At 65.8% G+C, this 25162-nt stretch carries 23 protein-coding genes, 1 tRNA gene and 1 pseudogene; 12 read left to right on the top strand and 13 right to left on the bottom strand.

From position 1 onward, the window contains the following. The first annotated feature begins 30 nt into the window (after positions 1 to 30). The 3 genes from ACFOPH_RS24475 (at position 31) to ACFOPH_RS24465 (ending at position 2665) form a co-directional block, all read left to right on the top strand. Positions 31 to 1566: a fumarate hydratase gene (locus tag ACFOPH_RS24475; protein WP_379737747.1), complete on the top strand. Its 1536-nt coding sequence runs from the start codon at positions 31 to 33 to the stop codon at positions 1564 to 1566. Positions 1567 to 1647: 81 nt separating this feature from the next. Next, a complete protein-coding gene (gene murI, locus ACFOPH_RS24470) occupies positions 1648 to 2514 on the top strand; it encodes a glutamate racemase (RefSeq protein ID WP_379737745.1) in 867 nt (288 codons plus the stop codon). Positions 2515 to 2589: 75 nt separating this feature from the next. After that, positions 2590 to 2665: transfer RNA gene (locus tag ACFOPH_RS24465), tRNA-His, on the top strand. Between the two features lie 95 nt (positions 2666 to 2760). Here the strand turns inward: ACFOPH_RS24465 and ACFOPH_RS24460 are convergent. From ACFOPH_RS24460 to dusA, 6 genes are all read right to left on the bottom strand, one after another. Continuing rightward, on the bottom strand, positions 2761 to 5181 hold the full coding sequence (locus tag ACFOPH_RS24460; RefSeq protein ID WP_379737743.1) for a bifunctional diguanylate cyclase/phosphodiesterase: 2421 nt from the start codon (positions 5179 to 5181) through the stop codon (positions 2761 to 2763). A gap of 3 nt (positions 5182 to 5184) precedes the next feature. After that, positions 5185 to 5484 carry a hypothetical protein gene (locus tag ACFOPH_RS24455; protein ID WP_379737741.1) on the bottom strand — a complete coding sequence of 100 codons (300 nt, stop codon included), beginning with the start codon at positions 5482 to 5484 and terminating at the stop codon, positions 5185 to 5187. Positions 5485 to 5761: 277 nt separating this feature from the next. After that, positions 5762 to 6178, bottom strand: coding sequence for a hypothetical protein (locus ACFOPH_RS24450; RefSeq protein WP_312548939.1), 417 nt, complete (start codon positions 6176 to 6178; stop codon positions 5762 to 5764). Positions 6179 to 6403: 225 nt separating this feature from the next. Further along, positions 6404 to 6748, bottom strand: a complete 345-nt coding sequence (locus ACFOPH_RS24445; protein ID WP_312548938.1) for an energy transducer TonB — start codon at positions 6746 to 6748, stop codon at positions 6404 to 6406. A gap of 77 nt (positions 6749 to 6825) precedes the next feature. Then, positions 6826 to 8589, bottom strand: coding sequence for a methyl-accepting chemotaxis protein (locus tag ACFOPH_RS24440; RefSeq protein WP_379737739.1), 1764 nt, complete (start codon positions 8587 to 8589; stop codon positions 6826 to 6828). A gap of 390 nt (positions 8590 to 8979) precedes the next feature. Continuing rightward, positions 8980 to 9966 (bottom strand): tRNA dihydrouridine(20/20a) synthase DusA, encoded by a 987-nt coding sequence (gene dusA / locus ACFOPH_RS24435; RefSeq protein ID WP_379737737.1) that lies wholly within the window; start codon positions 9964 to 9966, stop codon positions 8980 to 8982. A gap of 482 nt (positions 9967 to 10448) precedes the next feature. Here dusA and ACFOPH_RS24430 point away from each other — a divergent pair. The 3 genes and pseudogenes from ACFOPH_RS24430 to ACFOPH_RS24420 form a co-directional block, all read left to right on the top strand. Continuing rightward, a pseudogene (locus ACFOPH_RS24430) lies at positions 10449 to 10859 on the top strand (flagellin N-terminal helical domain-containing protein); the annotation flags it as partial. A 78-nt stretch (positions 10860 to 10937) separates the two neighbouring features. After that, positions 10938 to 11618: a flagellin gene (locus ACFOPH_RS24425; RefSeq protein WP_379737998.1), complete on the top strand. Its 681-nt coding sequence runs from the start codon at positions 10938 to 10940 to the stop codon at positions 11616 to 11618. Between the two features lie 84 nt (positions 11619 to 11702). Further along, positions 11703 to 12587, top strand: coding sequence for a hypothetical protein (locus ACFOPH_RS24420; RefSeq protein ID WP_379737735.1), 885 nt, complete (start codon positions 11703 to 11705; stop codon positions 12585 to 12587). 433 nt (positions 12588 to 13020) lie between these two features. Here ACFOPH_RS24420 and flhA read toward each other — a convergent pair whose 3' ends face one another. Genes flhA through ACFOPH_RS24385 form a run of 7 tightly spaced genes read right to left on the bottom strand, consistent with a single transcriptional unit; the run spans position 13021 to position 19276 of the window. Then, positions 13021 to 15114 (bottom strand): flagellar biosynthesis protein FlhA, encoded by a 2094-nt coding sequence (gene flhA, locus ACFOPH_RS24415; RefSeq protein WP_379737733.1) that lies wholly within the window; start codon positions 15112 to 15114, stop codon positions 13021 to 13023. Next, a complete protein-coding gene (gene flhB, locus ACFOPH_RS24410; protein ID WP_379737731.1) occupies positions 15111 to 16253 on the bottom strand; it encodes a flagellar type III secretion system protein FlhB in 1143 nt (380 codons plus the stop codon). Before flhB ends, flhA begins: the two co-directional genes overlap by 4 nt. Then, positions 16243 to 17022 carry a flagellar biosynthetic protein FliR gene (gene fliR, locus ACFOPH_RS24405; protein ID WP_379737729.1) on the bottom strand — a complete coding sequence of 260 codons (780 nt, stop codon included), beginning with the start codon at positions 17020 to 17022 and terminating at the stop codon, positions 16243 to 16245. The genes flhB and fliR overlap by 11 nt, the downstream gene beginning before the upstream one ends. Before the next feature lie 3 nt (positions 17023 to 17025). Then, the gene (gene fliQ, locus ACFOPH_RS24400) at positions 17026 to 17295 is read right to left on the bottom strand and encodes a flagellar biosynthesis protein FliQ (protein WP_379737727.1); all 270 of its coding nucleotides are present in this window, start codon (positions 17293 to 17295) and stop codon (positions 17026 to 17028) included. 15 nt (positions 17296 to 17310) lie between these two features. Continuing rightward, positions 17311 to 18075 (bottom strand): flagellar type III secretion system pore protein FliP, encoded by a 765-nt coding sequence (fliP, locus tag ACFOPH_RS24395; RefSeq protein ID WP_379737725.1) that lies wholly within the window; start codon positions 18073 to 18075, stop codon positions 17311 to 17313. Then, positions 18072 to 18416 carry a FliM/FliN family flagellar motor switch protein gene (locus tag ACFOPH_RS24390; protein ID WP_379737723.1) on the bottom strand — a complete coding sequence of 115 codons (345 nt, stop codon included), beginning with the start codon at positions 18414 to 18416 and terminating at the stop codon, positions 18072 to 18074. The genes fliP and ACFOPH_RS24390 overlap by 4 nt, the downstream gene beginning before the upstream one ends. Then, positions 18416 to 19276 carry a FliM/FliN family flagellar motor switch protein gene (locus ACFOPH_RS24385; protein WP_379737721.1) on the bottom strand — a complete coding sequence of 287 codons (861 nt, stop codon included), beginning with the start codon at positions 19274 to 19276 and terminating at the stop codon, positions 18416 to 18418. Before ACFOPH_RS24385 ends, ACFOPH_RS24390 begins: the two co-directional genes overlap by 1 nt. Positions 19277 to 19622: 346 nt before the next feature. Between ACFOPH_RS24385 and ACFOPH_RS24380 the strand changes: the two genes are divergently transcribed. The 6 genes from ACFOPH_RS24380 to ACFOPH_RS24355 are packed head-to-tail and all read left to right on the top strand — an operon-like array spanning position 19623 to position 25144. Continuing rightward, on the top strand, positions 19623 to 19955 hold the full coding sequence (locus tag ACFOPH_RS24380; protein ID WP_379737719.1) for a flagellar hook-basal body complex protein FliE: 333 nt from the start codon (positions 19623 to 19625) through the stop codon (positions 19953 to 19955). A gap of 16 nt (positions 19956 to 19971) precedes the next feature. Continuing rightward, positions 19972 to 21708, top strand: a complete 1737-nt coding sequence (gene fliF, locus ACFOPH_RS24375; RefSeq protein WP_379737717.1) for a flagellar basal-body MS-ring/collar protein FliF — start codon at positions 19972 to 19974, stop codon at positions 21706 to 21708. Beyond that, on the top strand, positions 21689 to 22708 hold the full coding sequence (locus ACFOPH_RS24370) for a flagellar motor switch protein FliG (RefSeq protein ID WP_312553954.1): 1020 nt from the start codon (positions 21689 to 21691) through the stop codon (positions 22706 to 22708). Before fliF ends, ACFOPH_RS24370 begins: the two co-directional genes overlap by 20 nt. Next, on the top strand, positions 22705 to 23400 hold the full coding sequence (gene fliH, locus ACFOPH_RS24365) for a flagellar assembly protein FliH (RefSeq protein WP_379737715.1): 696 nt from the start codon (positions 22705 to 22707) through the stop codon (positions 23398 to 23400). Before ACFOPH_RS24370 ends, fliH begins: the two co-directional genes overlap by 4 nt. Continuing rightward, positions 23397 to 24713, top strand: coding sequence for a flagellar protein export ATPase FliI (gene fliI / locus ACFOPH_RS24360; RefSeq protein WP_379737713.1), 1317 nt, complete (start codon positions 23397 to 23399; stop codon positions 24711 to 24713). Before fliH ends, fliI begins: the two co-directional genes overlap by 4 nt. Beyond that, positions 24710 to 25144, top strand: a complete 435-nt coding sequence (locus ACFOPH_RS24355) for a flagellar FliJ family protein (protein WP_379737711.1) — start codon at positions 24710 to 24712, stop codon at positions 25142 to 25144. The genes fliI and ACFOPH_RS24355 overlap by 4 nt, the downstream gene beginning before the upstream one ends. The last annotated feature ends 18 nt before the right edge of the window (positions 25145 to 25162 follow it).

Here is a 25162-nt window from a genome sequence, read left to right as displayed (position 1 = left end):
ACCAGTCACTAACATCACACGAGAATAGTCATGACAGTCATCAAACAGGAAGACCTGATCGAATCGGTCGCCGCTGCGCTCCAGTACATCAGCTATTACCACCCGGCTGACTACATCCAGCACCTGGCGCGCGCCTACGAGGCCGAGCAGAGCCCGGCAGCGAAAGATGCGATCGCGCAGATCCTGACCAACTCGCGCATGTGCGCCGAAGGCAAGCGTCCGATCTGCCAGGATACCGGCATCGTCAACGTGTTCCTGAAAGTCGGCATGAACGTGCGCTTCGAAGGCTTCGGCAGCGGCTCGATCACCGACGCCGTCAACGAAGGCGTGCGCCGCGCGTACAACTTCCCGGACAACAAGCTGCGCGCCTCGATCGTGGCCGACCCGCACTTCGAGCGCAAGAACACCAAGGACAACACCCCGGCCGTCGTGCACATGGAACTGGTGCCGGGCGACACCGTCGACGTGAAAGTGGCTGCCAAAGGCGGCGGCTCGGAAAACAAGACCAAGTTCGTGATGCTGAACCCGTCGGACTCGCTGGTCGACTGGGTGCTGAAGACCGTGCCGCTGATGGGCGCCGGCTGGTGCCCGCCGGGCATGCTGGGCATCGGCATCGGCGGCTCGGCCGAGAAGGCAATGCTGATGGCAAAAGAGTCGCTGATGGAAGACATCGACATGTACGAGCTGAAGCAGCGCGGCCCGCAGAACAAGCTGGAAGAACTGCGTATCGAACTGTGCGACAAGATCAACGCGCTGGGCATCGGCGCCCAGGGCCTGGGCGGCCTGACCACCGTGCTGGACGTGAAGATCAACATGTACCCGACCCACGCGGCATCGAAGCCGGTGGCGATGATCCCGAACTGCGCCGCCACCCGCCACGCCCACTTCGTGCTGGACGGCTCGGGCCCGGCCTACATCGAACCGCCGGCGCTGTCGACCTGGCCTGACGTGCACTGGACCCCGGACACCGAGAAGTCGAAGCGCGTCGACCTGAACACGCTGACCAAGGAAGAAGTCGCCTCCTGGCAGCCGGGCCAGACCCTGCTGCTGAACGGCAAGATGCTGACCGGCCGCGATGCCGCCCACAAGCGCATCCAGGACATGCTGGCAAAAGGCGAGAAGCTGCCGGTGGACTTCACGAATCGCGTGATTTATTACGTCGGCCCGGTCGATCCGGTGCGCGAGGAAGTCGTCGGCCCGGCCGGCCCGACCACCGCGACCCGCATGGACAAGTTCACCGACATGATGCTCGAGCAGACCGGCCTGATCGCGATGATCGGCAAGGCCGAGCGCGGCCCGGTCGCGATCGAATCGATCCAGAAGCACAAGTCGGCCTACCTGATGGCGGTCGGCGGCTCGGCCTACCTGGTGTCGAAAGCGATCAAGTCGGCCAAGGTGCTGGGCTTCGAAGACCTGGGCATGGAAGCGATCTACGAGTTCGAAGTGCAGGACATGCCGGTCACCGTGGCCGTCGATTCGACCGGCACCTCGGTGCACCAGACCGGTCCGAAGGAATGGGCGGCGAAGATCGAATCGCTGAAGAACATTCCGGTCACCGTCGCTTAAGTAGGGTGGGCGGGTCGTGATTCAGGCCCCCGGCCTGAATCACCCCACACGTTCAACGCACGTTCGCGTCACCTCACACCCATGCCCCCTCCCCCGCTTCGCGACGCCCCGATTGGCATCTTCGATTCCGGGGTAGGCGGTCTCTCGGTCCTGCGCCACATCCGCGCGCAGCTGCCGCACGAACACCTGATGTATTTCGCCGACTCCGGCTTCGCCCCCTACGGCGACAAGCCGGAATCCGTCGTGGTCGAGCGCGTACTCGCCATCGGCAGCTTCCTGGTCGAACAGAACGCGAAAGCCATCGTCATCGCCTGCAATACCGCCACCGTGGCGGCGATTGCGCGCCTGCGCGAACGCTTCCCCGGCATGCCCATCGTCGGCGTCGAGCCCGGCCTGAAGCCGGCGGCGGCAGCCACGCGCAGCGGCATCGTCGGCGTGCTCGCCACCGAGCGCACCCTGTGCGGCGCCAAGTTCCTGCAACTGCGCGACCAGATCAGCGCCGCCACCGGGGCGCGCTTCCTGCTGCAACCCTGCCACGGCCTGGCGGACCAGATCGAATTCGGCGAGCTGGATTCCGATGCGACCGATGCCCTGCTGTCGCGCTACGTCCTGCCGCTGCTCGACGGCGGCGCCGACACCCTGGTGCTGGGCTGCACCCATTACCCGCTGGTGCAAGCCTCGATCGAGAAGATCATCGCCCGCGCTACGGATCGCAGCATCACGCTGGTCGATACCGGCGAGGCCGTGGCGCGCCAGCTCGCGCGCCTGCTGGCCAACGCCAGTCTGGCACGAAGCGCGGACGGCGGCATCGCCCGTCTCGACGGCTACACCAGCGCCAGCGCCACCGCCCTGTCGGCGGCGTTTGCCAGCCTGCTCGGCCTCGATCCGCCGGTCCACGAGGTCGTGTCCGAGCCGCTTGGGACGATGTTGATCGGACCGAACAATTAGATTTGCCAGTTTGCTTCGAAGTTTGTATAATCTTGTTCTGTCTTCGCAGCACTGAAGACAAAACGTAAGACAGTGGTGGCTGTAGCTCAGTTGGTAGAGTCCAGGATTGTGATTCCTGTTGTCGTGGGTTCGAGTCCCATCAGCCACCCCAAGAATTCAGTAGTAAGAAAAAAGGGTTACACGCTTCGCGCTTGTAACCCTTTTTTTGTTTACCCCCTTGGGGCGTCCCCGCCCCGCTCCCGATCTTCAGCGCCCCGCCTGCCACGTTTCCAGCTGCGCCACCGGCAACGGCCGGCTGAAATAATACCCCTGCCCCAGCTGGCAGCCGCGTTCGCGCAGGTAATGCAGGGCCGCCTCGGTCTCGATGCCTTCGGCCACCAATTCCAGGCCCAGGCTGTTGGCCAGGGCGATGACGGCGTCGATGACCGCGCGGCTGGCGTGGTCGGTGTCGATGCGGCGCACGAAGGATTGGTCGATCTTCAGTTTATCGAGCGGCAGGGTCGAGACCATGCTCAGGCTCGAGTAGCCGGTGCCGAAGTCGTCGAGGGCGACGCACACGCCCAGCGCCCGCACTGCGCGGAGGATGCCGATTGCTTCGGCCAGGTTTTCCATGACGGCCGTTTCGGTCAGCTCGATGACCAGGCAGTGCGGATCGATGCCGGTGGCCTCGATCACGTCGCGGACGCGCCCGACGAAGTCCGAGCGCCGGAACTGCAGGGCCGAGACGTTGACCGAGACGCTCAGCGGCAGGCCGGCCGCCTGCCATTGCCCCTGCTGGCGGCAAGCCTGCGCCGCCACCCACTCGCCCATCGGGGCGATCAGGCCGCAGCTTTCGGCGATCGGGACGAAGGTGGCGGGACCCACCGCCGGGCTGGCGCCATCGTCCAGGCGCACCAGCGCCTCGACGCCGTCGACCCTGCCCGATGCCAGGCGGACGATGGGCTGGTAGTGCAGCAGCAGGCCGCCGTGCTCGAGCGCGGCCTGCAGGCGGCGCTCCACGTTCAGCGTGAACTGGGCCTGGGCGCCCATCTCGGCCGAATACCAGGCGTAGCCGGCGCGGCCGCCCTGCTTCACCTCGAGCATGGCCATGTCGGCGGCATGGATCAGGGCGCTCGCGGTCTCGCCGTCCTGCGGGAAACGGCTGATGCCGACCGAGGCCGACAGCACCACCTCGATATTCCCGAGCCGGATCGGCTGCGACACCGCACGGATGATGTCCTCGGCCCGGCGCGCGGCCTGGGCGGCGGCATCGTCCGGGCATGGCAGGACCATCAGGAACTCGTCGCCGCCGACGCGCGCCAGCAGGTCGTCGTGGCGCACGCAGCCGCGCAGCCGGCGCGCGACTTCCTGCAGGACGCGGTCGCCCGCGTCGTGGCCATAGATGTCGTTGACCGGCTTGAAGCGGTCGAGGTCGATGAACAGCAGGGCGCCGCTCCCGCCCACGCTGCGCGCCCGTGCCAGCCCCGTCTCGAGGAACCTGGTCGCCTGGGCCCGGTTCGCCAGCTCGGTCAGGCCGTCGTGCGAGGCCGCCCAGCGGACTGCCTGTTCGGCCTGGCGCCGCTCGCGGATGTCGCGCGGCACCACGTGCATCAGCCATTCGCCCTTGTGTTCGAGCACGGTGGCGGTGATCTCGACCGGGATATCGGCGCCGTCCCGGCAGCGGTAGACGCGTTCGAAAGGCGGCTTCTGCGCGTCGCGGCACTCGGCGAACACCGCCTGCAATCGCTCCGTCGTGGTCGGCAGGTCGATCTGGAACAGGGTCATCGACAGCAGTTCGGCGTTGCTGTAGCCGAGGCGTTCGGAGGCCATGCGGTTCGCATAGCGGATGTTGCCGTCTTCGTCGAGGAGCAGCAGCATTTCGTTGGCGTGCTCCGTGAAGAACTTGAACTGCTGCAGCTCGTCGCGTTGCGCGCGCAGCGCCGCGTCCCGCTCCTGCAACAGGGCCGCGGCACGCTCGATCGCCGTGGCGACCTCGACCGCCTCGGAAACATGCACGGCCGTAATCGAAGGCGGCGCGCCCCGGCCCAGCGCCGCGGCGGGCTCGATCAGCGCGTGGATGGAACGGGAAATGCGCCGGCTGACGTAACGCGCCAGCAGCAGTCCCAGGCCGAACAGCACCGCCATCGTCGCGCTCAGGTAAGCCATCCGGATCCACAGCGGACCGGTCAGCTGCGAACGCGGTACGCCGACAATGGCCGTATAGCCCGTCAGCGGCGAACGTGCGAACACGGTAAAGTTCGGCACACCGTCCAGGCTGGTGGTTTCGAGGCTACCCTCGGGCTGGCGCGCGACGACGGCGCGCAAGCGCTCGAGCGCGAGGTGCCCGACGAACTTCCCGGCGCCACGGTTGCGCGCGGCGACGACGCCTTCGCCGTCGAGCACGGTCGCGAGCCAACCGTCGGGCAGTCCGCGCTCCTGCAGCAGCGCCGTCAGCTGGGACGCCGGAACGAACATCGCCAGCGCATGGATGACCTTGCCATCGCGCCTGACCGGCACGTGGACGCCGATGACCGGCGTACCGCGCTGGTCGACGGCAACGTTCGAGATCCATGCCGCCTCGCGCGCGAACACCCGTTGCACCGCCCGCGCGTCGTCGCGCGGCGCCACCCTGGCCGAGGCCGCGCCGGGATAGCTGATGAGGCGGCTCCCGTCGCGGCGATAGACCACGATCTAGCCCGTGGGCGACGCCACCGCCATCGCGCGTGCCGCGTGCTGCACAAAGGCGTCCATGTCGCTGGACGCCAGGTCGCCGGCGTCCGCCAGGTATTGCGCCACGGACTGGGCATGCAGGAGCTGCTTGTCGGCCGACTGGCCAATCGAACGCGCGATCTGGACCGTGTCTTCGGTGTAGCGCTGCTTTTCCTCGCGGTATTCGGCAAACAGGAAGATCCCTACCCCGACCAGGCCCGGAAGCAGGCAGACCAGCACCAGGGCGCTGAGCAGCTGGGCGACCGGGCGGGGTCGCCGCACGAATGATGAGGCAAGCTTTCTGGGCATGAAGAATGATCGGGAACTGATGAGGCTCCCCGATCATAACGACTTACTATGCGGAAATCATAGTTGTACTTATCCAAGTGTTCGTTTGGCGCCACGCTGCGCGCTCCTTCCCGCCCAGCCATCAACATCACCCTGTAATACCTGGTCGGTTTTTTCTACAGGCGGCGCCTCCGCCAGAAAGCAAAAGACCCGGCGGGGCCGGGTCTTTCGTGGATCGTCCGCCCGCTCCAGGGTGCGGGATGGTGCATCATCAGGAGCGATGCGGATTGTTCGGGCGGGCATCGACACGGTTCGGCACCCCGTCGCCATCGCGGTCGCGGCGCGGGCCATTGAAACGATCGGTGCGGTCGGTGCGGTCGCCGTGGCGCCAGCCGCCCTGCTCCAGGTACCAGCCGTTACGGTCGCGGCGCCATTCGGCACGCTGGTAGACATAGCCCGGACGCACTTTTTCGTAGTGACCCTTGACCCAGGTGTAGCGATGACCCGTCCAGTTCCAATAACCCGGCACCCATTCGAAGCCGCGGCGCGCTGCCGGGACCACCTCGTGGCGCGGCGCGGGCGGCGCCTTCTTCACGATGATGACTTCGGTGCGGGGCTGTGCCTGGACCGGGCTGAAGCCGGCGGTGCTGATCAGGACTGCTGCTGCGGTGAAGAGGATTCGTTTCATGGTAGTGCTCCTTTTGGTTCGGTGTGAGACCACTATAGCCAAACGATCTTTGGCACAGTAGTGTTGATGCAAGTTCTTACACTCGAAACATTTTTCTAGGCAAAAGTAAGCGATTCGTAAGCGCCGGACGGGCTTTTGTAACAAAGCCTGGCGTTTACCGGGCGACAGAAACGAAACAGCCGGCGCAAGGCCGGCTGTTCGCAATCGTCGGTGAAACCGGACAGATTAGTCCAGCTTCCAGGCGTAGTCGACACGGGTCGTGGTCTGGGCCGGCGAGCCGTCCTTGGTGCCCGGCTTGAACTTGCATGCCGACAGGCCTTTCAGGGCTGCCTTGTCGAGACCTTTGAAGCCGCTCGATTTTTCCAGTTTCGAATCGACGACGCTGCCGTCGGCGCCGACGACGAAGGACATCGAGGTGATGCCCTGCTCTTCGTTCATCAGCGACGCTTTCGGGTATTCGACCTTGCACTTCGACGGGTCGAACGAAGCCGGGACTTCAGCGGCGAATGCCGAGCCGGCGAAAGTGGCAAACACGAGGGTGACGATGGTGCTCAGGTAAGGCTTTTTCATGGTTCTCATCCCAGAGTAACGTTTATGTGCCGCTGACTGCTGCGGTCTTTCAGAGTGACCGGCTAATTCGCCGTGAATTAAAATTCTTCCCATTCGTCGCTGCCGGCGGCAACTGGCGCTTTCTTCGGCTTGGCCGGCGCGGCCTCCGCAGCCGGCTTCTTCAGCACCGGACGCGCCTGGCGGGCGGCAGGCTTACGCACCATTGGCACCGCCGGCACGCTGGCGGCCGGCGCGGCCGGAACCGCGGCCGGCGCCGGTGCGGCAACGCTTTCCTCGCCGTCGACCAGCTTGAAGATGCTGACCACGCGCGCCAGTTCGCCGGCCTGGTCCTGCAGGCTTTGGGCGGCGGCGGCGGCTTCCTCGACCAGTGCGGCGTTCTGCTGGGTCATGCTGTCCATCTCGATGATCGACATGTTGACCTGCTCGATGCCGGCGCTCTGCTCGGCGCTGGCGTTGGCGATCTCGCCCATGATGTCGGTCACGCGCTTGACGCTCGCCACCACCTCGTCCATCGTGACGCCGGCCTGGCCGACCAGCTTGCTGCCGCGCTCGACCTTCTCGACCGAGTCGCCGATCAGCGTCTTGATTTCCTTGGCGGCGGCGGCCGAGCGCTGGGCCAGGTTGCGCACTTCGGATGCCACGACCGCGAAGCCGCGGCCCTGTTCGCCGGCACGGGCCGCTTCCACCGCGGCGTTCAGCGCCAGGATGTTGGTCTGGAAGGCAATGCCGTCGATGACGCCGATGATGTCGGCGATCTTGCTGGCCGAGCTGTTGATCTCGCCCATCGTGCCCACGACCTGCGACACCACGTCGCCGCCCTTGCGCGCCACGTCCGAGGCGGTCGCGGCCAGCTGGTTCGCTTCGCGGGCATGGTCCGCGTTCTGCTTGACGGTGGTGGTCAGGGTTTCCATGGCCGAGGCGGTCTTCTCGAGCGAGCTGGCCTGCAGTTCGGTGCGCGAGGACAGGTCGATGTTGCCGGCGGCGATTTCGCGCGAGGCGGTGCCGATGGTCTCGGTGCCGCGGCGCACCTGGCCGACGATCTTGACCAGGCTGTTGCGCATTTCGTTCATTTCGGCCAGCAGGCTGCCGCGTTCGGCGGTGCTGGTGTCGATCGCGATCGCCAGGTCGCCGTGGGCGATGCTGCCGGCGATCTTCGTGGTGTAGTCGGGCTCGCCGCCCAGTTGCTTGAGCAGGCCGCGGGTGATGATCCAGGCGGCGACCACGCCCATGACGACGGCGACGACCAGCATGATGACCATGAAGTTACGGGCGTTGACGAAGGCGTCGGCGGCGTCCTGCTGGCTCTGGGCGCTCTGCTTGTCTTCCAGGGCGACCAGCTTGTCCAGGGCTTCGGTCCACTTCTTCTGGACCGGACGCACTTCGCGCACCATCACGCGGGTGGCATCCATGGCATTGTTGGCCAGGTAGAGTTCCGAGGCCTTGGCGATGGCCGGCAGGGCGGCGGCTTCGTGCTGCTTGACCTCGGCCAGCAGGGCCTTTTCGGCGTCGCTGCCGTCGGCCGCGAAGATCTGGCTCAGCTTGTTCTGCGCTTCGGTGTACCTGGCGCTCTGGTCCTTGAACTTCTTGAGCTCGGGCTCCATGTCGGCCGGGTCGGCCATCAGAGTCAGCACGCGCAGCGAGGCGAGGCGGTCCTGCACGTTGTTGCGCATCTCGATGACCATGCGGCTCGACACGTTGTTCACGCTCACCACGTGGTCGAGGCGGTCCTGGATCTGGGACATCCGCACCACGCCGACCACGGTGACAGCCACCAGCAACACCAGCACCAGGGCAAAACCCAGCCCCAGGCGCATCCCGACCTTCATGTTCGATAAATTCATCTCGCCCTTCCCTCTCCTGTTGATCAGATTTGCTTTGGAATTGTTATGCCCGCGTGAAGTCCTGTTCGACAACAGTTTACCTTGCGGAAATTGTGTTTTCCGAAAGGATAAAGCAAAGCCGACTGTCGAGTCAGAAAAAATCTGCATCTGGAAGGAAACGCCTCACGGGACGGGAACGTTTCTTCAGCAAATCTTCAGTGTTGCAAACGAAATTATGGATGGGGTCTTGCTTGAGGGCAAGCCCGGTCGGACCTGTCTACACAAATTCCGATGACCGTGTAGTAAATTTCCTACAGGAATAATAGTCACAAGGCCTGGCGCATCCCTCTTTAGGGCGTAGATGCACGGCGGTGGTGCATGGCGCACCACCGCGGATCGGGAAGGAAAGGATCAGAGGTCGCGAATATGCGCGGCCGCTTCGAGCAGCAGGCGCGGATCGCCGCCGGCGAGCTTTTTCGGATCGGACAGCATCTGGCGGAAGGCGCGCGCCCCCGGCAGGCCGGCGGTCAGGCCCAGCATGTGGCGCGTGATGCTGTTCAGCTTCAGGCCATGGCCGCCGTAGCGCGCCAGCTGGTCGGCGATGTAGGGCACCATCGCGGCCAGCACCTCGGCGCGGGTCTTCGGGGCCGCATCACTGCCGTAGAAGCGCGCGTCCCAGTTCGCCATCAGGTAGGGATTGTGATAGGCCTCGCGCCCGAGCATGACGCCGTCGACGTGCGCCAGGTGGGCCGCGATCTCGTCGTCGGTCTTCACGCCGCCGTTGATGATGATTTCCAGTTCCGGAAAATCGCGCTTGAGCTGGTAGGCGACGTCGTAGCGCAGCGGCGGAATCTCGCGGTTTTCCTTCGGCGACAGGCCCTTCAGGATGGCGTTGCGGGCGTGGACGATGAAAGTGCTGCAGCCGGCCTCGGCGATCGTTCCGACGAAATCGCGCACGAAGTCATAGCTTTCGTTGTGGTCGATGCCGATGCGGTGCTTGACCGTCACGTCGATCGTCACCGCGTCGCGCATCGCCTTCACGCAGTCGGCGACCAGCTGCGGCTCGTTCATCAGGCAGGCGCCGAACGCGCCCTTCTGCACGCGCTCGGACGGGCAGCCGCAGTTCAGGTTGATCTCGTCGTAGCCCCAGTCCTGCCCCAGCTTCGCGCTTTTCGCCAGGTCGGCCGGCTCGCTGCCGCCCAGCTGCAGGGCGATCGGATGCTCGACCTCGTCGTAGCGCAGGTGGCGCTCGACGTCGCCGTAGACCAGCGCGCCGGTGGTGACCATCTCGGTGTACAGCCAGGTGTGACGGGTGATCTGGCGGTGGAACACGCGGCAGTGGCGGTCGGTCCAGTCCATCATGGGGGCGACGCTGAGGGTTCGGGGAAGGTAGATCATACGGCGAAAGCGCGCCAGAATGCGCGGCAGAGCGGCATAGGCGCCTGAAAAAGATGGGAAAAGGTCGCATTCTATCGAAGCTGGCGCTCTATCTCAAGGTAAGACTGGTCGCAATGCTCCGGTCTGGCTATATACTTAGGCGAAGTCCCAAGCGCAATCGCCTGCAGTGCCAACCACGATGAACATCGAACCGGTCAGAGATAGGAAAACATCGCATGCTCTGGACGCGCGCTCTAATGCATTTGTAGCCCAACGCTTGTAGCGTCCTCTAACTGTCTGCGGGCTCACGCGGGCTCAGCAGCCGTCAAGACGAGAGCTGCACTTTAATCCAACCAAGCACTCCCAGAACGGGAGCTCAAGACTACTATCAAAAAAATTCAAAAAATATTTCCATGTGGCACTTAATGAGACCCGAAGGACAGTCGTCTTGTACTCATGAGAGCAGATGAACTGCTCCTTTAACCCAACTTTCGGAGTAAGACATGCTTAGCCTTCATACCAACAACGCCACTCTCTCCGCCCAGAGTTCTATCGGCCGTACCCAAACCAGCCTCTCCACGTCGATGACCCGCCTGTCGACCGGCTATCGCATCAATTCAGCGTCGGACGACGCAGCCGGCCTGCAGATCGCCACCCGTTTGAAGGCGCAGACCAGCGGTATGGCCGTCGCCATGCGCAACACCCAGAACGCTACCTCGATGATGCAGACCGCCGAAGGCGCGCTGGCTGAAGCCTCGAACATCCTGGTACGCATGAAAGACCTGGCAACGCAGGCAGCCGATGCGTCGTCGAACGACAGCGACAAGACCGCTATGCAGTCGGAATATGATGCATTGGCAAGCGAACTGACCAACATCATCGGCAACACCTCGTTCGGGGGCGCAAAGCTGCTCAACAGCAAGGCTAGCGATGCCGACGTGACCAACGCCCAGAGTGCACAAGGCGTTGCTGCAGCGACGCTGGCTGCCAAGATGGCCGTCGTGGGCGACGGCACCACTTTCGGTACGCAGTTCGACCTGAGCGAAGCCGAGGCAGCTTATGCAATCACACAAGACGCACCGACGGCCGCGACCCTGATCGCTGCCCAGAAAGCTCACAAGATCGCTGACGAAGAGTTGAAGGCGGCCCAGGCAGCGTCGACCGCCGCCGACGCCTTCTTCACCGCCACTAACGCGTCGAAAACGACCGGTGCCACCGGCAAGTTCGGTTCGGAACTGAGCTTCCAGATCGGCGCATCGAGCAGCGAAACCATGAAGCTGAACCTGACTACCGACTTGGATGCGATGCACCTCGCACTCGGCGCCGTCAGCACCCGCTACAACTCGTTCGGTGCAGCCAGCACCGCTCTCACCTCGGAGCTGACTGCCGCCGGCAGCGCCAACACGACCGTCGACAAGCTGCAAGCCGCGATCGATTCGCTGGGCGCAGTGCGTTCCTCGCTCGGTGCCGCCACCAACCGACTGGACCATGTTGCGACCAACCTGTCGAACGTCAGCACCAACACTCAAGCCGCCGCTGGCCGCATCATGGACGTGGATTTCGCGACCGAATCGTCGAACATGACCACCAAACAGATGTTGATGCAAGCCGGTACCGCGATGCTGAAGCAAACCAACCAAATGTCGTCGATGGTTATGTCGCTCCTGCAGTAATCAGGGCGACCGTCGGCTGATTCAAGCCAGACGCCTCCTCAAGGCCAGCCAACCTCGGCTGGCCTTTTTATTATGGAACGTGTCATGAGTCCTGTTTCACTCTTTGCCCCTTTCGTCCCGCCGCCGACGACGGCGCTGCACGTTGGCGCCGTGTTACCAGTCGAGGCCGCCGCCGCCGCCGCTTACGCCGCCGCCAATGCCGGAACGCCGCTGCCACTGCCCGCATCACAGTCCCTGACCGCTTCCCGGCCCCCACCGGGCCTCGCCGAGGCCCAGGCCGACGGCGCGGCGATGCGCCCGGACCAGGTGTTCATGTCGCGCCAGCTGGTGTTCCAGCAGGCCGACGCCCGCACACTGGCCGCGAGCTGGCGCACGATGGTCGGCGGCTACGCCGCGGCCCTGATCGAGCGCCAGCTGCGCGTTCAGGGCGGCGCCCTGGCGCCGGCGCTGCTGTTGGGTGGCCAGGACGGCCGTGCGGCCGGGCGCGGCGCCGACGCGCCGGTGCAGCCGGCCGACGCCTGGCGCTTTACCGTGCATGCGGGCAGCGCCCAAGCCCAGCACCTGGAGGTGGTGCGCAAGGGCGCCGACCAGCCGCCGGGCCGGCGCCGCCGGCCGCGCGCCGCGCTGCGGCTGGAACTGGCGCTGCTTGACGGCAGCGTGATCGCCGTGCAGGTCGAGCCGGTGCCGGGCGGCGTGGCGCTCGAGCTGGCCGCGGCCAACGCCGACGCGCTGGAGCGCCTGCAGGCCTTGCAGCCGATGCTGGAGGAAGCGGTGCGGCGCGCCGGGCTGCGCGTGCTGCGCTGGCGTTTCCAGGAGCACCTGGCGCCGGCGGGCACAGCGCATGCGGCGCTGGCGGCGGAGGATGTCGGCGAGGTGCTGACCTTGCCGGTGTTCAGGGCGGTGGCGGAGCTGGCGCTGGTGCTGCCGGGACGCGAACAAAATAAAATTTCACTTTTTGACGTTAGGTGAAAGAATATTTCAGCGCTGTTCTCGTGTGGTGACTACCGCCTGATAGTCGTGAAGCAGCGACAGTTTACGCGCCGTACCGCGTGGGCTCGAGAGCCCACCCTACGAAACCCGCCTTTGTAGGGCGGGCTCTCGAGCCAGCCCTCTAAAGGTGCGCTCTACAGCACAATTTCTGGGGGCTCGACGACGCTCTTCTGCAAAACAGAATTCAGCCAAAATTTTGGAGAAACGTTCCAGCAAGGCATGGAATTTCTAGGAGAAATGGTGCTTCGCTCACTTCTGGCAAAAATCTTCCGAAACGACGCAATTTCGTTGCCATAGAGGAGCTCTAAGCCGCAGAGCCAGACCGCACCTTTAAAAGACTGGCTCTCGAGCCCACGCGGTACCACTTCCGAATAGTCGATCACGAGTGCCGCGGGCCTACTTCGGCACACCTTTACCCCACCGTCCCCACGATCGACACTTCCCGGTTCTCGGGAATCTCGTTATACGACAGCACGTTCAGGCCCGGCGCGAACAGCTTGGCGTAGCGCGCCAGCAGCGGGCGCACCTGCGGCAGCACCAGCAGGAGCGGCGGCGTGTGCTGCTGCTTCATCTGCTCGCGCGCGACCGGCATGTTGATCTGCAGCTGCGACAGCAGTTGCGGGTCGATCGGGTAGTTGTCCAGCGCGACCTTGCCGCCGCCGTTCTGGCGCGCCTGGTTCAGGGAACCGAGCAGCATGTTTTCCAGCTCGGCCGACAGGTTAAAGGCCGGCATGTCCTTCTTCTTGCCGAACAGGCCCGACACGATCTGGCGCCGCAGCGCGCAGCGCACCTCGGCCGCCAGCAGGATCGGGTCCTTGGTGGTTTCGGAGGCATCCAGCAGCGTGGTGCCGATCACGACGATGTCCTTCAGCGAGACGCCCTCGGCCAGCAGCACGCGGAACACGCGCAGCAGCTGGGTGTGGTTCAGCGCCTTGGCCAGCGCGTCGGCCAGCTTCGGCGACAGCGCCGTCAGGCGTTCCATCAGCGCCGGCACGTCCTCGTGGCGGAACAGCTCGTGCAGGTGGTCGCGGATCACCTTCGACACGTGGGTCGCGATCACGCTCGGCACTTCGACCACCTGGTAACCCAGGCCCAGCGCCTCGCCTTTCTGCTGCGGCTCGATCCAGGTCACGGCCATGCCGAAGGCCGGTTCCAGGCCCGGAATGCCGTCGATCTCGCCGTAGACGTTGGGCGACGGGATCGCCATCAGGTGGTCCGGATGGACCTCGCCCTCGGCCACCACCACGCCCGACAGGCTGACCGCATACTGGGACGGACGCAGGGCCAGGTCGTCGCGCACGCCGATGGCGGGCAGCACCACGCCCATCGACTCGGACAGGCTCTGGCGGATGCCCTTGACGCGCTTGGTGAGCTGCTCGCCCTGGGCCTTGTCGACCAGGCCGACCAGCTTGTAGCCGACCGCCACCGAGATCGGCTGCACCACGGGCAGCTGCTGCCAGTCCAGGTCGGGCGCGCGCTCGTCGCGCAGCGCTGCTTCGATGGCGGCGACGCCGGCGGTATCGGCCGGCTGCACGCGGGTATGCAGGCGCCAGCCCGCATACCCGAGCGCCACTGCGAAGACGGCGAAGACCAGGAAGGGCATGCCCGGAATCAGGGCCAGTATGACCATCACGCCGGCAGCGGCGAACAGGGTCGTCGGCTGGGCCAGCAGCTGGCCGCTGACCTGCTTGTCCAGGTCGCCCGATTCTCCGATGCGGGTCACCAGGATCGCCGCGGCGGCCGACAGCAGCAGCGCCGGGATCTGCGCGACCAGGCCGTCGCCGATGGTCAGCAGCGCGTAGACGCGGAAGGACTCGCCGATCGGCAGGTCGTACATCAGGGCGCCGATCGCCACGCCGCCGATCAGGTTGATGATCAGGATCAAGATCGAGGCGATGGCGTCGCCGCGCACGAATTTCGAGGCGCCGTCCATGGCGCCGTAGAAGTCGGCTTCAGCGGCCACGTCCTTGCGGCGCTGGGTCGCCTTTTCCTGGTTGATCAGGCCGGCGTTCAGGTCGGCGTCGATCGCCATCTGCTTGCCCGGCAGCGCGTCCAGGGTGAAACGCGCCGACACTTCCGAGATACGCTCGGAGCCCTTGGTCACGACCACGAAGTTGATGATCATGAGGATCACGAACACCACCAGGCCGACCACGAAGTTACCGCCGATGACGACGTTGCCGAAGGATTCGATCACCGAGCCGGCGGCGTGCGTGCCCTCGTGGCCGTGCAGCAGCACGACGCGGGTCGAGGCCACGTTCAGCGCCAGGCGCATCAGGGTGGTGCCGAGGATCACCGTCGGGAACACCGAGAAGTCGAGCGGCCGCTTGGCCGACACCGAGACCAGGATCACGATCAGCGCCAGCACGATGTTGAACGTGAACAGGACGTCCAGCAGCACCGGCGGCAGCGGCAGCATGATCATCCCGAGCAGCATCAGGAGGAAGGCCGGGGCGGCGTATTTCTGGCGCCGCAGCTCGGCGACGAAGGCGTTCAGCGAATTCATGAAGGAGTTACCTCGCTCAAATGGTGTGGCACCGCCACATCAGTCGGAAACCGTGGGGGCGCCTGGCGCCGGCCTGCACGGAAAGCATTCAGTTGCAGCACATAGTTCAGCACCTGCGACACCGCCTGGTAGAGCTGGGCGGGAATCTGCTGCTGCACCTGGCTGGTGTTGTAGATGGCGCGCGCCAGCGGCGGCAGCTCGAGCGTTTCGACCTTGTGCTCGCGCGCCACGCGCTTGATGTAGAGCGCCATCTCGTCCACGCCCTTGGCCACCACGAAGGGCGCCTCGGCGCGGTTGGTGTCGTACTTCAGCGCCACCGCATAGTGCTCGGGGTTGACGATCACCACGTCCGCCGTCGGCACGGTCTTGTTCACGCTGCGCCGCGCCAGCTGGTGCTGCAACTGGCGGATGCGCTGCTTCACCTCGGGCTTGCCCTCGCTGGTCTTGTGTTCTTCCTTGACCTCCTGCTTGCTCATGCGCTGGTTGCGTGTGAACAGGAAGGACTGCACCGGCACGTCGATCAGCGCGAAGACGATGAACACGGCCACCATCGCCATCAGCGCATCGAACATCATCGAGACGCCGCGCACCATGGCGTCGCCCAGCGGCAGGTGTTGCAGGTCGACGTAGGCGCTGATGCCGGAGCGCGTGACGTGCACCAGCACGAAGCCCAGCACGACCGCCTTGGCCAGCGAAGTCGCGAACCCGACCGCGTGCTTCTGGGTGAACAAATTCCCCAGGTTCTTCATGGGGCTCAGGCGCCCGAACTGCGGCGTCATGTTCTTGCCCGACAGGATCCAGCCGCCGGGCACCAGACCGCCGATCACGATCGCCGCCGGCACCGCCGCCAGCGGCAGCACCATCTTGATCAGCAACATCAGCGCCGCCATGAACACCACCGACATCGCGTTCTCGATCGCTCCCGCCTCCCCCAGCGGCACGTAGACCAGCCGGAACAGGGCGCGGAACGATTCCAGGTACGCGGGCAGCATCAGCGAGAACACTTTCAGGCTGACCAGGATGCCGATCGCGGTCGCCAGGTCGCGCGAGCGGACGACCTGGCCCTGCTCGCGCGCCTTCTTCAGCTTTTGCGCTGAGGGCTTTTCGGTCTTGTCGCCGCCGGTGCCGTTATCCGCCATGGGCCGCCCTCATCTGCTGCCCGATCATCTCGAGCACCTGGTTGGTGAGCTGGATGTAGTGCTCGGGGATGAAGCGCACCAGCTGCACCAGCATCATCAGCCCGAAAATCGTCACCAGCGAGAAGCCCAGCGAGAACAGGTTCAGCGAGGGCGCCACGCGGTTCAGGAAGCCGAAGCCGATCTGCACCACCATGGTGGAGAACACGATCGGCAGCGCCAGCAGCACCGCCGCGGCGAACACCCAGCCCAGGTTCAGCGCGACCGTCTGCAGCATGAGCGGACCCAGCCCCTGCCCCACCGGCCATGCGCGGAAGCTCTGCCCCAGCACGCTGGTCAGCACCAGGTGGCCGTCGATGGCGAAGAACACGAAAATCGCCACCAGCGCCAGCAGGCTCGAGATCACGTCGGACTGCTGGCCGTTGACCGGGTCGTTCATCTGCGCCATGGCGAAGCCGATCTGGCTCGAGACCAGGTAGCCGAGCATGGCGATGGCCGAGGTGGCGAACTGCAGCGCGAAGCCGAGCACGCCGCCGACAATGGCCTGCTCCAGCATCGCCACCACGCCGTGCAGCGAGAACGGGTCGGGCATCGGCATGTCTTTTGTTATCGGCAGCATCAGGAACGACAGCACCAGCGCCAGCAGCGCGCGCACCGGGATCGGCACCAGGCCCTCGCCGATCACCGGCGCGGTCGAGAACATCGCCATGATGCGGCAGAACGGCCACCACAGCGCGCCGATCAGGGGCAGCAGGAAGCTGACCAGCTCCATTCGCTAGGCGCCGAGCGTGGCCGCGCGCTGGAACACCGACACGCAATAGTCCATCAGGTAGCCGGTCATCCAGTGACCGGCCAGGATCAGCGCCGCCAGCGTCACCAAGAGGCGCGGCAGGAAGCTCAAGGTCTGTTCGTTGATCTGGGTCGCGGCCTGGAACAGCGCGACCACCAGGCCCATGACCAGGCCCGGCACGACCAGCACCATCACAAGCAGCATGACCACGCGCAGCGCTTCGGCCACCAGGTCGACGGCGACATCAGGATTCATCGATTACTCCGGTTGCTAGTAGCCGTGGATACTGCCCACGAGGGTGTTGACGGTCAGGGTCCAGCCGTCGACCAGCACGAACAGCAGCAGCTTGAACGGCAGCGAGATCACCAGCGGCGACAGCATCATCATGCCCATCGCCATCAGCACCGACGAGACCACCAGGTCGATGATGAGGAAGGGGATGAACAGCATGGCGCCGATCTGGAACGCGGTCTTCAGTTCGGACAGCACGAAGGCGGCCAGCTTCACGGTGAAGGCGCGGTCTTCGGGCTTCATGTTGGCCGGCTCGCCGGCCAGGTGCGCGACCTGGGCCAGCGCGTTCTTGCTGGTCTGGGCCAGCATGAAGCGCGACAGCGGTTTCTCGGCGGTCTTCAGGGCCTGTTCCAGGCCGATCTGGTCCTTGTCGTAGGGGACGAAGGCTTCGTTCCAGACCTGCACCCCGATCGGGCGCATTACCAGCAGCGTGAGGATCAGGGCGATGCCGGTGATGACGCGGCTCGGCAGGCCCTGTTGCAGGCCGAGGGCCTGGCGCAGCAGCGACAGCACGATCACGAAGCGCGTGAAGCTCGTCATCATCATGACCAGCACGGGCAGCAGCCCGAGCAGGGTCATGAGGACCAGGATTTGCGATTTCACGCTCAATCCGGAATTCGCGCCGGGGATGACCCCGGCCAGCACGTCGGCGGCTCCCGCGGGAGCGGCACTCATCATCAGCGTAGCGCCTGCAACTACAAGCGCGGTACGGCGCAATGCGGCGCCGCTCGTCGTGAACATCATTGTGCGATCAGGTCCAGGTTCAGACCGTCGAGGTCGATCACTTTCAGCCCGTACTGCTCGCCGGCCACCACCACTTCGGCGCGGCCGATCGGGGCGCCGTTGACCTTGATGACCAGCGGTTCGCCGGCGATCGTATCGAGCGGCAGCACGCTGGCCGGGCCCAGGTCCATCAGGTCCTGCAGCGACACGCGGGCCGAGCCCACTTCCAGGGTCAGGGTGACCGGGATGCGGCGCATCATCTGCGGCAGGCGCGGGTTGCGCGGCGCGGGGCCGGCGGTCACTTGCGCTTCCTCGTCGAGGAGAACGTCGACAGCCAGCTGCTCATTGAGGTTCATGTTCATTATTCGGCGTCTTCAAAAGAGGTTAAACAGAGCTTGCTCTTGTGCTCGGCGACGGCGGCCGTGAACAGGCGCGCTTCGTCGAGCAGGACGTCGGCGCGGCCGACGGTCACCGGAATCACGTCGCCCACCTGCAGGGCGAACAGCTTTTCGAGCGTGATCTCGTGGCTGACCAGGCGGCCTTCGAGTTTCACTTTGAGGTTGGCCGCCAGCGGTTCGGCCGGGCGCGCGGCGCGCAGGACCGGACGCTCCGGCTGCAGCGCCTGCAGGATCAGGCCTATCATCTGCTGGTCCGGCGCGATCCAGCAGCGCGCGCTGCCGCCGGCATGCGGTTCGCGCAGCGTGACCGCGATCGCCCAGGCGTTGCGGCCCGGTGCGCCGGCGGCGGCAGCCTTGCCCGCCGGCGCCGGCAATTCGATCCCCGCGCGGGTAGCGGCGCCGCGCACGCAGCGCGCGAGCAGCTCGGCCAGTTGCGCGCTCAAGGTCTGGCCCAGGCGCTCCTCGGTCGCGCTGACGCGCTCGCCGGACGGGTCGCGCAGCGGCGCCGCGGCGCCCTTGCCGCCGTAGCGGGCTTCGAGCAGCCCCACCAGCAAGGTGCGCTCGAAGGCGACCGCGGCCTGGCCGCAGGGACCGGCCACGCCCAGCCAGCGCAGCGCGGCGCCTTCCGGTGCGCGTGCGAATTCCACCTGGGCGACCGCGAAGCCGCCCCAGTAACGGCGCGAGGCGGGCGCGGCCAGCAGAAGCGCCAGGTCGTCGGCAAATGCGGCGGCAAAGGTCGGCAGCAAATGCACGGGGCGCCCGAGCAGGCAGGGATCGAGCACCTGGTGCGGACGCGTCTGTTCGGGAGAATTGTTAATCGGCATGAATGTCGAATTGATTATGGCTATCGGGACGTGTTTTTATTTCATTCCCTAGGGCAACAATTATACCCCCGAAATTGTTTCAGATCATTTGATATTCCTCTTTGAATTCCCCGTTGCCCTACGGTAAGATCGTATCTTGATTTACGCCGTTTCCCAGCAAAACCACCCGGTTTACGAGGGAAAAGGTGAAATCAGCAACGCCTTTGGCACACATTTTTGTGCAAGTTTGGAATGCGCAATATTTAACAATTGGCGTTAAAACGACAGTTAATCCCCGCCCTTCTGTCGCATAAACACCACTAGCTGTGTCACCGACACGCAACATCGAACTCATAGGATTTAACAAATGGGAACTGAACTTGCCGGTCTGATCAAAGCTGACCTTGCCGCACTGACAAACGAAGCACAACGCCTTGCCATTGCGCCATCGGTACACACAGCGGAAAGCCATGCTTCCGGCTTTTCCTTTGCCCAGACCATGAAAGACGCATTTCGCAGCGTCGACGACCAGGACCAGGCGGCCGCCGCCAGGATGGCCGACGTCGATAGCGGTAAAAGCGACGACCTGGTCGGCGCCATGCTAGCCAGCCAGCAAGCCAGCCTGTCCTTCTCGATGTTGATGCAGGTCCGTAACAAAGTGATGGGCGCGGTCGACGAACTGATCAAGCTGCCTGTCTGATTAACAGCCCACCACGATGATCTCGAAGCTCAAGAATGCCTTCGGCGAAGGCGGCCTGAAAGGCTTGCCCGCCTTCCCCGCCCTGCTGCGCAACAACCTGACCCCGCTGCTGGTCCTCGCCATCGTCATCACGGCGGCCGTGATGATGTTCATGTGGCAAGACCAGGCCAGCTACAAGCCCGTGTTCGGCGCGCGCGAAAAAGTCGCCGTCAGCGACATGATGAGCGTGCTCGACGCCGAGGCGATCCCCTACCGCATCCACCCGGACAGCGGCCAGGTCATGGTGCCTTCCAGCCAGCTGGGCAAGGCGCGCATGCTGCTCGCGGCCAAGGGCGTGACCGCCCAGCTGCCGGCCGGCCTGGAACTGATGGACAAGAACGATCCGCTGGGCGTGTCGCAGTTCGTGCAGGACGTGCGCTTCCGCCGCGGCCTGGAAGGCGAACTGGCGCAGAGCATCCTGACGCTCGACGCCATCGCCTCGGCGCGCGTGCACCTGGCGATCGCGAAGAACAGCTCGTTCGTCGCCGGCGCGGCCGACCAGTCCTCGGCCTCGGTCGTGGTCGCGGTCAAGCCGGGCCGCACCCTGGGCAACGAGCAGATCGCCGCGATCGTCAACATGGTCTCGGGCAGCGTCGCCAGCCTGTCCCCGGCGCGCGTGTCGCTGGTCGACCAGGCCGGCAACTACCTGTCCTCGCGCGTCGACCTGAGCGAAGGCTTCGACGGCGGCACCCAGGGCGATGCCGCGGCCCAGCGCGTGGCGCAGGAAGTGCGCGCCAACGTCGCCGAGCTGCTCGGCCCGGTGCTGGGTGCGAACAACTTCAAGGTCAGCGTCACCGCCGACATCGACAACGACAAGATCGAGGAAACCCAGGAGAAGTACGGCGAAGCGCCGAAGGTCACCAGCGAAGCGATGCGCGAAGAGATGGAGAAGAACCGCCTCGCGCTCGGCGTGCCGGGCACCCTGTCGAACCGTCCGCCGGTGCCGGCCGACCCGAACGCGCCAGCTGACGCCAACGCGAACGCCCAGGCCGAGGCCGACAAAGGCGACAACAACAACTCGCGCAAGAACGCGACCACCCGCCAGTACGCCTACGACCGCGCGATCACCCAGATCAAGCGCTCGCGCGGGCGCCTGCGCAAGCTGTCGGTGGCGGTGGTGCTGAACAACGCCAGTGCGGCCAACGCCAAGACCGGCTTCAACCAGCCGGAACTGGCCAACATCGAGAAGATCCTGCGCGGCGGCCTGGGCATCGACACCGCGCGCGGCGACGTGCTGGCCGTGTCGAGCCTAAACTTCCCGGCGCCGGCCCCGGTCGAGCCGTGGTGGCAGGAGCGCGACACCGTCGTCGACGCCACCGGCTACGGCATCTGGATCGTCGGCGCCCTGCTCGGCTACCTGCTGCTGGCCCGTCCGCTGCTGCGCACGATCAACCAGCGCCTGGCGCCGCAACTGCCGGCACCGGGCGCCGCCCCGGCCCTGGCGACCAACGCCGCAGGTGCCGCCGCCGTGGCCGCACCGAATGCGGTGCCGGCCCTGGCCGGCGCCAGCATGGCCGAACCGATCGCGGCAGGCGCCGGCGTCGGCACGATGCCGATGGTGCCGCTGCTGGAAAACTACGATTTGCCCCCGGCCGGCTCGGCCGTGGACGTGATGGTCGATCACCTGAAGGTACTGGCCGGCAAGGAGCCGGAGCGCGTCGCCGAAGTGGTCAAACAATGGGTGCAGAAGAAACATGGCCGAACTGAACAATAACGACGGCGAAGCCGTCCTGAGCCCGGTCGAGCAGGCCGCCATCGTGCTGCTGTCGATCGGCGAGGAACCCGCCGCCGCGGTGCTGCGCTGCCTCGAGCGCGAAGAACTGATCGAGCTGACCCAGGTCATGTCGCGCATGAGCGGTATCAAGGTCGACTCGGTGAAATACGCTGTCCAGAATTTCTTCGACGACTACCGCCAGCAAAGCGGCCTGCACGGCGCCTCGCGCAGCTACCTGAAGCGCTCGCTCGACCTGGCGCTCGGCAGCGACATCGCCAACAGCGTCCTGAACACGATCTACGGCGACGCCATCCGTCCGATGATGGCGCGCCTGCAGTACGCCTCGCCGAAGTGGCTGGCCGAATTCGTCGCGCACGAGCACGTGCAGATGCAGGCTGTGTTCCTGGCCTTCCTGCCCCCTGCCCTGGCCGGCCAGATCATCGAGTCGCTGCCGGAAGAAGGCCGCGACCTGGTGCTGCTGAACCTGGCGCGCCTGGACGAGATCGACCGCGACCTGCTGCGCGAACTGGAAGAGCTGGTGACGCGCTGCCTGTCCGCGCTCGACACCCAGAGCGCCAGCGTCGAAGGGGTGCGCCAGGTCGCCGAAATCCTGAACCGCCTGCCGAACAACCGCGCCGGCATGGTCGAACTGCTGCGCGCGCACGACCCGGAAGTGGTGTCGCAGATCGAGATGTCGATGTACGACTTCTTCATCCTGTCGCGCCAGACCGAACAGGTCATCACCCGCCTGCTCGACGAAGTGCCGCTCGAGCAGTGGGCGATCGCGCTCAAGGGCGCCGAACCGGCCCTGCGCGACGCCATCCTGTCGGCCATGCCGAAGCGCCAGGCGCAGTCCTTCGAGGACCTGATGCGCCGTTCGGGCCCGGTGCCGATGTCGCGCATCGAGCAGACCCGCAAGGACATCATGGCCGCCGTCAAGGCCCTCGCCGACGCCGGCGAGATCGACGTGCAGCTGTTCGCCGAGGCCACTGCCGAATGAAGCAGTTCCGGCCATTCCATTTCCCGCCGCTGGCCCAGGTGCGCGCGGCCGCGCGCGCCGCGGCCGAAGCCGGCCACGATGCGCCGAACCAGGAGGACTGGGACGGCGCGCTGGCGGCGGGTTATCGCCAGGGCCAGCAGGACGGCTACGACGCCGGCTTCGAGCAGGCGCGCCTCGAAGGCTTCGAGGCCGGCCAGGCCGAAGGCCGCAAGCGCGGCTTCGAGGAAGGCCGCGCCGAGGGCCTGGAGCAGGCGCTGGCCGGCTTCGAGCAACTCGCCAAGCCGATCGACGCCGCCCTCAAGTCCCTGAAAAAACTGAAGTCCGACTACCGCGCCGCCCAGCGCAAGGAAGTCGTGGACCTGGTCGGCAAGATCGCGCGCCAGGTGATCCGCGCCGAACTGGCGCTGCAGCCGACCCAGCTGCTGGCCCTGGTCGATGAGGCCCTGGCCGCGATGCCGCCTTCGCGCGACACGGTCGAAGTGCTGATGAATCCGGAGGAACTGCGCCGCGTGAGCGAACTCGATCCGAAGCGCGCCAAGAAGTGGAACCTGCTGGCCGATCCGTCGCTCGAACCGGGCGAATGCCGCGTCAAGTCGGGCGACCACGAAGTCGACGCCGGCTGCCAGGGCCGCCTGGCCGCCTGCATGGACCAGGTGCGCGAAGCGCTCGAAGTCGAAGGAGAAGAGGCATGACGGCGCTCGTCGACACCCTGCGCTCGCTCGACATCGGCGCGGTGCCGGTGGCCACGCCCACCGGCCGCCTGGTCGGCGCGCAAGGCCTGCTGCTGGAAAGCGTCGGCTGCAAGCTGCACACCGGCCAGCGCGCCCGTATCGAACTGGTCGACGGCGGCTGGCTCGACGCCCAGGTCGTGGGTTTCCGCGACAAGGTCTCCTACCTGATGCCGTTCAAGAAGCCGCAGGGCCTGGCCACCGGCGCGCGCGTGTTGCCCGAGAAGAACACCAGCAAGCTGATGATCGGCCCGTCCTGGCTGGGACGCATGGTCAACGGCCTGGGCGAGGAAATCGACGGCCTCGGCCGCCTCGGTGGCGACCAGCCGCTCGAGACCACGCCGCCGAAGGTGAACCCGCTGCGCAAGACGCCGGTCGACGAGCCGCTCGACGTCGGCGTACGCGCCATCAATTCCATGCTCACGCTCGGCAAGGGCCAGCGCGTCGGCCTGATGGCCGGCTCCGGCGTCGGCAAGTCGGTGCTGCTGGGCCTGATCACGCGCCAGACCGTGGCCGACGTCGTCGTGGTCGGCCTGATCGGCGAACGTAACCGCGAGGTGCGCGAATTCGTCGAGAAGTCGCTCGGCCCCGAGGGCCTGAAGCGCGCCGTATTGGTGGTCGCGCCGGCCGACGAGTCGCCGATGATGCGCGTGATGGCCACCGAACTGTGCCACTCGATCGCCGCGCACTTCCGCGACCGCGGCCAGAACGTGCTGCTGCTGTGCGATTCGCTGACCCGCTACGCGATGGCGCTACGCGAAGTGGCGCTGTCGCTGGGCGAGCCGCCGGCCACGCGCGGCTATCCGCCGTCGGTGTTCTCGAACCTGCCGCAGCTGGTCGAATCGGCCGGCAACGGCGAGAACCCGCAAGGCAGCATGAGCGCGATCTACACCGTGCTGGCCGAAGGCGACGACCAGCAGGATCCGGTGGTCGACACCGCGCGCGCGATCCTGGACGGCCACATCGTGCTCACGCGCGAACTGGCCGAACGCGGCCACTACCCGGCCATCGACGTGGCGCAATCGATCAGCCGCTGCATGGCCCAGGTCGTGAGCCCGGACCACGCGAACGCGGCGCGCAAGCTGAAGGCGGCGCTGGCGCGCCATGCGCGCGTGCGCGACCTGATTCCGCTGGGCGCCTACACGCCCGGCGCCGATCCGGAGACCGACCGCGCGGTCCGGCTGCAGCCGCACATCGAAGCCTTCCTGTGCCAGGGCACGCGCGAAGGCGCGCCGCTCGACACCTGCGTCACGCAACTGCAGGGGATGATGGCATGAAAAAGAACGATGCGATCCGCAGCCTCGATACGCTGGTGCAGCTGCGCAGCCTCGATGTCGACCGCCTGCAGACGGAACTGGCGCGCCAGGAAGCCACGCGCGCGCGCTACCAGGCCAACCTGGAGCGGCTGCATGCGCTGGCCGAAGGCAGCGGTGCCTCGGGCCGGCTGGCGCCGGCGCTGGCCCTGAACTGCGGCCAGTACAAGCAGGCCGTGTTCGCGCTGGCCGACAGCCACCGCACCGACCTGCAGCTGCACGAAGCCAACATGGCGGTCGCACAGCGCAACCTGACCGCGGCGTGGACGCGCCGCGAACTGCTCGGCAAGGTGCTCGAGCAGCAACAGGACGCGCACGCACGCGAACAGGAACGCGCCGCACGAAAGCGCGAAGACGACATCGCCACCCAATCGTGGCTGGCAGGACGGGCGTGAAGCCCGAATAAGGAGAAC

The organism is Massilia haematophila, assembly GCF_042647645.1.
Taxonomy (GTDB): domain Bacteria; phylum Pseudomonadota; class Gammaproteobacteria; order Burkholderiales; family Burkholderiaceae_D; genus Telluria; species Telluria haematophila.
The sequence above is the reverse complement of the archived record's forward strand: the minus strand, read 5'-3'. Positions and strand labels throughout refer to the sequence as shown.